6 protein-coding genes are annotated in these 10,234 nt (G+C 68.5%); all 6 read right to left on the bottom strand.

The genetic code is table 11. From position 1 onward, the window contains the following. Positions 1 to 2,633: LAGLIDADG family homing endonuclease (locus LW840_RS06875; protein WP_291276686.1), on the bottom strand; the 2,633-nt coding region annotated here is incomplete at its 3' end. A gap of 551 nt (positions 2,634 to 3,184) precedes the next feature. Then, complete coding sequence (locus tag LW840_RS06870; RefSeq protein ID WP_291276685.1) at positions 3,185 to 3,676, bottom strand: gamma carbonic anhydrase family protein; 492 nt, start codon at positions 3,674 to 3,676, stop codon at positions 3,185 to 3,187. 3 nt (positions 3,677 to 3,679) lie between these two features. Next, on the bottom strand, positions 3,680 to 5,116 hold the full coding sequence (locus LW840_RS06865; protein ID WP_291276684.1) for a carboxypeptidase regulatory-like domain-containing protein: 1,437 nt from the start codon (positions 5,114 to 5,116) through the stop codon (positions 3,680 to 3,682). Positions 5,117 to 5,345: 229 nt separating this feature from the next. Then, a complete protein-coding gene (locus LW840_RS06860) occupies positions 5,346 to 6,632 on the bottom strand; it encodes a hypothetical protein (protein WP_291276683.1) in 1,287 nt (428 codons plus the stop codon). Further along, positions 6,527 to 8,449, bottom strand: a complete 1,923-nt coding sequence (locus tag LW840_RS06855; RefSeq protein ID WP_291276682.1) for a hypothetical protein — start codon at positions 8,447 to 8,449, stop codon at positions 6,527 to 6,529. Before LW840_RS06855 ends, LW840_RS06860 begins: the two co-directional genes overlap by 106 nt. After that, positions 8,422 to 10,209 (bottom strand): N-acetylmuramoyl-L-alanine amidase, encoded by a 1,788-nt coding sequence (locus LW840_RS06850; RefSeq protein WP_291276681.1) that lies wholly within the window; start codon positions 10,207 to 10,209, stop codon positions 8,422 to 8,424. Before LW840_RS06850 ends, LW840_RS06855 begins: the two co-directional genes overlap by 28 nt. Positions 10,210 to 10,234 lie beyond the last annotated feature (25 nt).

The raw sequence follows: 10,234 nt of genomic DNA, 5'->3' as shown, positions 1-10,234 counted from the left end.
CGCACCGGCACTTCGGCGTGGTTCACACTGCCGGTCTTGGCAATGCGCTCCATGAGCTCGTCGCTGTACCAGCCTTCAGCCTTGGCGATGGCCACGAAGTCTTCGTTCACATCGGGCATCATCACGCCGGCCTGGTTGCGCATGAACGCCACCGCGAACAGCGGCTCCAGCCCCGAGCTGCACCCGGCAATGATGGAAATGGTGCCCGTGGGCGCCACCGTGGTCACGTTGCAGTTGCGCAGCAGCTGCATGGGGCGAATGCGCTGCCCGTTGGCATCACGCGCACACGTGTCGTCGGGGCCCCAGATGGAGCGCGCCCACTCGGGGAAGGCGCCACGCTCCTTGGCCAGCCGCTCGCTTTCCTTCTTGCCCTCGACGTCGAGGAACTCCATGACCTTGCGCCCCATCTCCACCCCTTCCGGGCTGTCGTAGGGAATGCCCAGCCGCACGAGCATGTCGGCGAAGCCCATCACGCCCAGGCCGATGCGCCGGATACGCTTGCTCAGCGCGTCGATTTCGGGGAGCGGATACTGGTTGACGTCGATGATGTTGTCGAGGAAATGCGTGCTGAGCGCGATGTCGCGCCGCATGGCGTCCCAGTCCACCACGCCGTGCTGCACGTAGTGCCCCACATTCACCGACCCCAGGTTGCACACGTCGTAGGCCAGCAGCGGCTGCTCACCACAGTTGTGCACCACGAAGCCGTTGCCAATAAACGAGTGCGTGAGCGGCTCCGTAAGGTCGTACACCATCTCTTCACCGGCCGGCACCAGGGAGGCGAAGCGGGCCGTGAAGCTCTCACGGTACGGGCCGCGCGCGCCGTAGCTGGCGAGACGCTGCACCAGTGCGTTGTTCTTGGCCTTCGTGAGGAATCCGATCTCTTCCGCGAAGCGCAGCACGTTGTCGCGGGAGATCACCAGATCGTGATCGGCCTGGCACTCGCTGGCCACGCCGTTGAACTCCACGGTGCGGGCAGCGTGGCGCTCCTGATAGAGGCGGGACGCGATGCCGAAATTGAGCAGCATGCGCTGCACGTCCTGCAGCAACGCCACGGATACGCTGGTGAGGCGCACGCTTACGCCTTTGGCCACCGTGCCGCTCACATGGCCATCAGCGGAAAAGAGCGCCTGCAGGAAGCCCTGCTGCATGCTTTCGCTGCCAGCGAGCACCGCGGCCGGTACACGATCGAGTTTGGTTTCTGCCGTCACACCGAACCGTTCGGCCACCATCGCGCGCAAGCGGGCGCTGCTCACTGTCGCCATCTCGCGCGATGGAATCTCCACCACACCCACCGCGCGGCCCGCGCCATCGCCAACGCCCAGCATGTCGTTCACGTCGCGCGCGAATGACGGGGCCACTTCACGGTCGCTGCCCCAGAAGCCAAGCACCGCACCATGACCGCTGTCGCCGGTGATGTGCCCATCGGCAATGAGCCACCCCAGCACCCGCCCCTCTTCACTGGTGCCCTGCGTACCGAAGCCACCCTTGGTGTTCTGGATATGCAGCGCGTCCCCTTCACGCAGGTCCTGCGCTTCCACCCAGCCGCGCGCGGTCATGAAGCGGTGGTCGGCAGTGACACGAATCTCGTAGCCTTCGCGAGTGACGACCTTGAACACCGGCTTCACGCCACTCTGAAATGGCACACCGGCCGGCCCCACCTTCCCCGCACTGAACCGCGAGTCGAGCGTGACCGGCATGGCCTCACCGCGCTCACACAGCTGCGCGATGGGCACGAGTCCCTGCGTCGTGCTCACCAGCGTGTCACCGGTGACACACGGGTTCGTCGCCTCGTAATTGCCGAGGTGCGGCACCGGGTTGTAACGGTTGGCCTCGTCGATGAAGAACACGCCGGGCTCACCGGTGCGCCACGCGCCCAGGATCATCGTGTCCCACACGTCGCGGGCACGCAGCTGGCCGCACACCTGACCGTTCGCCGGGTCGATCAGATCGTACTGGCCGTCCGCCTTCACGGCGTCCATGAACTTCGTGGTGATCCCCACCGAGATATTGAAATTGGTGATCTTGGTGAGGTCTTCCTTGGCCTTGATGAACTCCAGCACATCGGGGTGATCGACGCGCAAGATGCCCATGTTGGCGCCACGCCGCGTACCGCCCTGCTTCACCGCGTTCGTGCTGCCATCGTACAGTTCCATGAAGCTCACCGGCCCGCTGGCGACGCCGGTGGTGCTGCGCACCATGCTCCCCTTGGCGCGCAGGCGCGAGAACGAGAAGCCCGTGCCACCGCCGCTCTGGTGAATGAGCGCCATGCTGCGCAGCGTATCGTAAATGCCGCTCTGGCCGTTGCTGAGCGCGTCATCCACCGGCAGCACGAAGCAGGCGGAGAGCTGCCCGAGCGGACGCCCGGCGTTCATGAGGGTGGGCGAGTTGGGCTCGAACCGCCGCTGCGTCATGAGGAAGTAGAACTCCTCGGCCAACGCCTGCACCGCCCCGTCACTGGCCCCGTAGCGGCGGTCGGCCTCGGCCACCACCGTGGCCACGCGCCAGAACATGTCCTCCGGCCGCTCCACCGGTGTGCCGGACTTGTCCTTCACGAGATAGCGCTTTTCGAGCACCGTCCGCGCGTTCGCGGACAGCGTGACCAATCCTTCCGGGGGCGTAGCGGAAAACGACATTCGGCGGGCACCTGGGGTGGGCGGTGACGACGGATCAGCGGAAGCACGACGGTTGAATCCGCACACGCGCGGGTGGCATATGGGGCACGGACAGGCCGTCGGCGGGGCGGTATGGTGCCTCTGTTCGTGAGGCCGCGCAAGTCGCGCGCTAACGTCATGCGAACGCAAGACTTGCATTCCGCACATCACTTTTGTGCGCCCCCCGGGGAGTTGTCCACCGAGCACAGGTTTGTGCGGTCTTCGGCGCGGCCAATGCGGCGGGAGCACCGCCTGTTACGTCACGGGACCGTCGCGACAGTGACGAGCATCATCTGCAAGTGATTCACCGGCAACCACTTGAAATTGCCAGTCGAGCGTGTCGCGCTGCAGCATACCGTCAGCATGACGCCAACCACCTTTGTGATGGATTCTGGCTGCCTCCACGGTCCGGCCGGGGCCGCTTGCCTGCTTTCGCAAACGGCACTGATGGCTTGCCTGCACTCACGTTTGCGGCATGAGCGGTGAGACGCGAGACAGCCACGGAGGTTGTCTCTCCCGCTGGTCCCGCCGAGTCAGCCAAGGCGTGGCAGGTCGCCTGACCGATGCCGCTGCGCCAGTTCCACGTAGCGCGCCGCATTGTCGAGGATGCGCAGGCGGGCGCTCTCGTCGAGCGACCGCACCACCTTGGCCGGCACGCCCAGCACCAGGGAGCCGGGCGGAATGACGGTGTTCTCGGTCACTACCGCCCCGGCGCCAATGATGCTCCCGGAGCCGACCCGCACGCCGTTCAGGAGAATGGCCCCCATCCCCACCAGCACGCCGTCCTCCAGCACACTGCCGTGCACGATGGCGCGGTGGCCGATCACCACGTCGTCCCCGACGAGGGTGGGCGTGCCGGGGTCGGCATGAATGACTGCGCCGTCCTGCACGTTGCTGCGCGCGCCAATCACGATGCGCTCCACGTCGCCGCGAATGACCGCCGTGGGCCACACCGAACTGTCGGGGGCCAGGTGCACATCGCCAACGACGACGGCGGTGTCATGAATGAAGGGCGGGTTGGGCATGACTCAGCGACGACGGGGATCGAACACCGGAACATTCCCAAGATAGTAGCGGGTCCACACCACCAGCACGCCACAATCTGCCAGGTCGGTGAACTCGGCGGGGCGCTGCATGGGGCGCACGTATACTTCCATGGCCGCCACCTCGTCCGGTGCCACAATCTCATCGAGGGACAGCCCGTTGGCCACGAAACGGAAGCCGTCGAGGTAGATGACGGGAATGCACTCGCCACCGACACCGCGGAAGTACACGGTGTTGCCGTAGCCCGATCGCATCCCGAGCCGTACACCAGGCACACTCCAGAGTGCGCTCGTGAGGTTGGTGGATGTGCGCTCACGTACAGTGCGCCCGTCCAGAATGGTGCCGAGTCCGCGACGCCAGCGTCGCTCGATTGCTTCCACATCAGCGGGAAGCTTGCGACTCGCGATCACGCGCACCGTGTCGAGCAGTACGCGTGACTTCTCCAGCGTGAAGCCCACGGTAGTAGGTATGGCCGGGCTAAGTTGAACCTTCTGACGAATGGGATCGTACCCAACGGCGCGCACTTCAACCGTCTGGGTTCCACTCGCGGCATCGCTGATCCGGAACACACCACTACTGTCGGTACGTACTACGGTACCGCTCCCGAGCACACGGGCCATGACATTGCCAAGGGGTTGTCCGCCGGCAGTGACTACACGGCCCCGTATCATGCCCTCTCCACGTCTCCAAGGTGCGCTCACCCCATCGCGGCTCACGAGCGACGCACCGCGATCGATCACGAAGTCGGCCACCGTGTATTCAGTGACGGGTACCACGAGTTCGATCACACCGGTGGTGTCGCTCCCAGCGTACGCCAACGCGGTAACCGTACTCCCCTGTGGAACGTTACAAAGCACGAATTGCCCGGCACTGTCCGTGCGGGCCACGCGAGTGACCACCTCACGCTCCATGCGCTTCTTGGCGAACACCCACTCGGGCCACGTGGCTCGCATGGTGGCCGCAACAATCGGGCGTCGTGCCGCTGCATCACGCACATCACCCACAACCACCGCGGTACTATCATCACGTGCCGTCCCGCACAGTGCGCGTGCGAGGGTTACCGCGCTTGGCACGGCGAGCGTCACGTCGATCTCGCCGGCTTCAACGACGTCCACACGTGCCACAGGCGGCTCGAGGCGCAGCGAGTCGAGACGCGGATGCAGGAACGACAACAGCCACGTACCGGTCCGCAATGCCGAAACCTCGAACGTCCCGGTCGCATCGGTGCGCGCATCGATGCCCACTGAGGCGCTGTCGGCGCGGAACACCCGCACCGATGCATTCGCGAGCGGCGCCCGGGCGACACTGTCGAACACCACGCCACGCAAGCGGACGGCAGGCTGGGCCTCCGAACCGTTCGCCAACGCCATCAGGGCGCTGACGATGGCGCCGGACACGACGTTCACTCGCGTACGCATCATTGCAGCTCCAAGCGGAGGCCTGCGGAGAACTCGACGACCTTCAATATATCGTGCACCATGACCTTGGGATAACTGCTCGTCGGAGACACGGAGCCGCGGAGGCACGGAGGATCGGCTATCTCGTGCATTCCAAACTGGGGATCCCAACAGCGGAGCTGTTCTCCGCGTCTCCGTGGCTCCGCGTCTCCTACGAGCAGTTCACCCCAGCAGCCCCACACGAGGCCAGCGGTCAGAAATACCCGCCCAACGTCACGTACACCGTGCCGCCCCGCGCCACGCCCGGTGGCGCCGCATACGGCGCCGCCGCCCCTACCCGCACGCGATACGGCACGTCGTACTGCACCGCCAGGTCGATCACCAGCTCGCCACCGGCGGTGGCAATCCAGCCGTCGCGCACCCCGCGGGGCAGGCAGATCGCCGTATTGCTGCGCAGCCCGGCCGGACACCACGCGCGGGCCGCGTCGCTGAAGAACAGCACGCTGAGCCGGTCACCGTACACGGCCAGCGGACTGGGCAGCCGGCGGAACATGAGCAGCGGCGCGCGATACTCCACCGTGCCGCCCAACGCCCGCGAACCGCGCTGCACCCCGGGCTCGGTACCGCGCACGGGGAACGCGCGCGCCGGGTCGCCCACCGTGACCCCCGGCAGCAGCTCGCTGCGCACCCCGCTGGTGCCCCCCACGCTGAATTCGCTTTGCGTTCGGCGGTCGGTCGCGGCGGCGGCACCGCGCACGGCCAGTACATGCCGGGCATACCCGGGCAACGGCAGCGGCGCGTACGCGCGCCCCGTGACGAGCGTGCGCCACGAGCCCGTCTCACCGGCGCCCTCACGCCAGCGGTAGGTGGTGCTTTGCGACAGGGTCACCCCTTCCTCCACGCTCACGCCGCGCAGCGCGAGACGCGCCGTGCTGACGCTGCTGTTCACGAACACACTCGGGTAGCGCGTGCCGGTACGCAGCAGGGAGTTGGCGGGGCCCAGCACCGAGTCGGCTGCGGCCGCGAAATCGCGCAGCTCGTACTGCGCCCCCACGGTACTGCTCAACGACCAGCGCACCCGCGGCACCACCGCCGTGGCACTCGCCGTGAGGAACCGGCGTCGGCGCGCCACGCTGCCAAGGGTGGCCCCCGCCGGGTTCACCACGCGGAAGGTGCCGTCCCATTCCTGCGAGAAGCTCGCGTCGAACACCGGCACACCCACTCCCGCATAGCGATACGCCGAGAACACATCGGTCTCGCCCGTGCGGGGCGACATGAGCACGTTGGCCTCCCAGGCGTGCCGTTCGAGAATATCCACGCCACTCGTGCTGGCACCGAAGATGGCTTCTCCCTGTCGCCCTTCGCCCACCAGCGGCAGCCAATAGCGTGGCCACAGCTGACGCAGCGGTGCGTACTGACGGCTGCGTGCCGTCATCAGGCGCAGCGAGTCGGCCGCTGGGAGCGGCGCAATGGTGTCGGTCGCGCGCGCGGCATACCAGCCGCCACGTACCGCCGGCCCGGTGGTATCGAGCGCAGCCACCGCCACGTGGAAGCCGTCGCCGCGCTGCAACAGCGCCACGACCCGCTGCCCATCCGGCGAGACGCTGGGTTCGTACACCGCCGTACCGGTCGCCCCGACCACCGTGGCGCTGCTTGCGGTGCGCCATGACGTGGTATCGACATCCGCCACATCGCCACGCGGCGCGGTTTCCACCTGCATGCGCCCGCTGCGATCGCTGGCCCACACCACCCGGTCACCGCGCGGCGTGAACGACGGACTGGCAAAGACCCCCCGCCCGCCGGCCAGCACGCGCCGCATGGTGCCATCGCCGTCCAGCACCACCACCCGCTGCATCCCCCCGGCACCAACTGCACGGCCACGATCTCCTCGCCACTGGCACTCCAGCGCGGTTCGGCCCACCGCTCGCCCGCTCGCCGCGGCACGAGCGGCGTGATGTCCGTGATGCGGGCACCGTGAACGCGCACCCGCACCAGCATGCTGGCGTTCGCGTCGTACTGCACGGCCACCACGGTGCCATCGTGGCGCACGTCGGGCTGCGTCAGTCGGGCGCCCACCGTGAGCCGACGGTCACGCCCCCCGTCGCGCAGGTACAGGTCACTGCGCAGCACGAAGGGGTCACGCCGCTCGAGCTGCGCAAACACCATGGCCGTCAGCGAGGAATCGCGCGGCACGTTCACATCGAGGGCGTTGCGCCACGCCACACGGCGGGCGGCGCCACCAGCCGCGGGGGCCGCGTACAGGCCGGTCACTTCGCGCCCCGTGCTCGCGCTCCACACCAGCGAGTCGTTGCCCAGCCAGCGCGGCGCGGCCACATACCAGCCGTCACGGCTCACCTCGCGCCACGGCGCATCCAACGCCGCAGGCGCCACCCGCGGCGCCACCGCCGCGTTGAGCGAATCCACATACTGCCGCCAGAGCGCGGAGAACGACGCCCCGAAGCCCACCCGCGCGTTGCGGTCGAGCCGCAGCGGCACCACATGACGCGCCGAGGCCTCCACGAACCGCGACATGCCCCGCATGGTATCGGCCTGCGCGGCCGCATGATTCACCGCGCGCTGCATGAGCGTGGCCCCGTACCCATAGGCCACCTGTCCGCGGGGCCAGCGCGTGGTGCTCAGACTCCAGCGACCCATCGGTGCCACGACGCCATCCACCGCCGCTGCGTGCAGCATGACCGGGAACTCCGTGGCCACCAGCCGCCCGCTCCCCGTGAGGGCGCTCTCGTAGTGTACCGCCAGCCCCTCCTTCAGCCAGCTTGGCGTGAACGCGTTGGGAAAGAAGAGCGGGTTGCGACCGAACAACCAGCGCCCCAGCCGCCACACGCCGCGCGCCCGATCGAGGTGAAACACGTGCGCCAGCTCGTGCGTGATGACCAGCCGCAGCCAGTCGTCGTGAAAGCGCAGCTCGCGACTGGCAATGGGCGGGACGGCGTACACCACCACGCGATTGCTGGGAAACAGCTGCGCGAAGCCGTTGCTCACGTCGGTGTTGTCCGCCAGCAGCAGATCGATCACTCCGCGCGGCGGCGCGAGTTCGCGCGCCAGTTGCCCGTACGCCCGTTCGGCGAGAACCGCCGACACGCGCGCCAGCGAGTCGAGATGCGCGGGGTAGTGCACGCGCAGGTGTGGCGTGGCAATGGTGCGCACGCGACCACGCGGATCCACCTGCGCCGCCGCCGGCGTCGCCGTCCCCAGCGCCATTCCCAGCGCCACCGCCAGCGCGACCGCCGCCGACATTCCGCTCGACCACCCACCGCGCTCGCGCCCACGCCCGCGAACGCGAACGCCACGGCGACCTGCCACGCCACTCACCGCACCGTCTCGGCGCGCAGCCACCGGAAGTAGTTCTCCAGCCCCGCGAGCAACCCCTCGGCGTACTTCCGCTGAAACGCCGGGTCACGCATCGCCGCCTCCTGCTCCGGAATCATGAGGAACAGCCCCTCGGCCAGGACGCTGGGATACCAGCTGGGGCGTGCCACCGCGAGGTTCTGGTAGTGCACGCCCAAGTCGCGCAGCCCGAAACGCGCCTGCAGCGAGCGCTGCACTTCACGCGCCAGCGGCTCGCTGGCGTTGTGGTAGAAGAGCGTACTGGTACCGTTGGCGGTGAAGGGGTTCACGCCGTCGGGGAGCGCGTTGAGGTGCACCGAAATGAACGCATGCGCCTGCTCGCGGCGTGCCAGCACCCCGCGTTCACCCAGCCCGACGGGCGCCAGGTTCGCTCGGGTGATCACGGGCCGGGCCCCACGGTCCCGCAGCATCTCCACCAGCAGCTGGCCCACCGGAAACACGGCATCGCCCTCGTACAGCCCCGTGGGCCCGGTGGAGCCCGCCGGTGGATGCCCCGGGTCGACGGCAATGGTGAGGCCGGCCAGGGGGCGAGCGGCGTCAATGACCGGGGCGCGCCGCACCCGCAGCACGAGGGCGCGGCGTTGCTCGTCCCACAGCGACAGCCACCCGTAGGCAGGTTGCGACAGCTGCACCGTGATGCGCACCCGCGCACTCGTGACCTGCTCCCACACGATGCGCCGGACGAGCGAGTCGCTCCCCAGCAGTGGCGAGATCTCGGGGTTGGCTTGCACGCCGTACAACGTGAGCGTGAGCGTGCGCCCTTCCGCCTCCACATGATGTGCCGGCCGGTCGCCGGTGGCGATGAGCACGTCCGTGTACTCCGTGGCCGGCGTCACGCGGAAGCCACCCGTGACGCGGCGCGGCAGCGGCGTGCCCTCGGGGAGCAGGGCGATCTCGTCGCTGTCCACCCACACGTCCAGTTGGTCGTCGAGGCGCACCCGGGTGAAGCCGCTCTGCCGCGCCGTGACCTCCAGCACCGTCTGCGGCAGCAGCTGCCACTTGTATGTGCCGTTCACGATGGTGCGCGCGCTCACCGCGGCGTCGGTGTCCGACACCACCCGGTTGCCGCTGCGCAAGGCCCCCAGCACACGGCTGTCGCGTAGCAGGGCGCGCACCGTGGGCACCGTGAGGCGCAGGGAATCGCGGTTCCGGGTCACCAGCAGTCGTGCGGGGCGCGCGCTGTCGCTCAGCCACGCGGCGGGCACCTCGGTGGCAAAGAGGACGCCCACGTCGGCCGTCGTGTCGGCCACGTCCTCGACCGCCGCGTCTCCCGCCCCGGCCTCCATGGCGCGCAGCGGCCGTGGGGGCCCGCCGGGGGTGACGAGCTGCACGGCGGCATTGCGCGGCGCCCGCACGCTCACGCGCAGCAGCTCGTCGGCCAACGCCCACCAGCCGCGTCCCGGCAGCACCGAACCGCTATCCACGGCCAGCGTGCCCCGTGCCGGCAGCGACCGCCGCAGCGCGTACCGTACCGGGAGCGTACGCCGCACCGTGTCGGGCCCACGGATGGCGATCAGTTCGTACGTTGGCGCCGGTGCTGCGGGCAACGGGAGCCACGCCAGAAAGGCCCCGTTCGGGGCTACCGGCACGGCCGTCCCGTTGATCATGAGCTGGACATCACCCGAGCCGACACTGCCGAGCAGGAAGTTGGAGTCCCGGGCCGTAATGAGCTGGTTGGGCGACGGATAGCGCACCGACAGCGCCACCGGCGCACCTCGGGTTTCCGGGATGGGGGGGAGCCCAGGCATCAGCCGCACCGCGCCTGGCGGCACA

Source organism: Gemmatimonas sp. (genome assembly GCF_021298855.1).
Classification (GTDB): domain Bacteria; phylum Gemmatimonadota; class Gemmatimonadetes; order Gemmatimonadales; family Gemmatimonadaceae; genus Gemmatimonas.
This window is presented reverse-complemented; position numbering and strand designations above follow the sequence as displayed.

Bases quoted from the DNA above. Each gene is read 5' to 3' on its own strand.
- LW840_RS06850 (WP_291276681.1), bottom strand. From the start codon at position 10,209: ATGCCTGGGCTCCCCCCCATCCCGGAAACCCGAGGTGCGCCGGTGGCG.
- LW840_RS06865 (WP_291276684.1), bottom strand. From the start codon at position 5,116: ATGATGCGTACGCGAGTGAACGTCGTGTCCGGCGCCATCGTCAGCGCC.
- LW840_RS06870 (WP_291276685.1), bottom strand. From the start codon at position 3,676: ATGCCCAACCCGCCCTTCATTCATGACACCGCCGTCGTCGTTGGCGAT.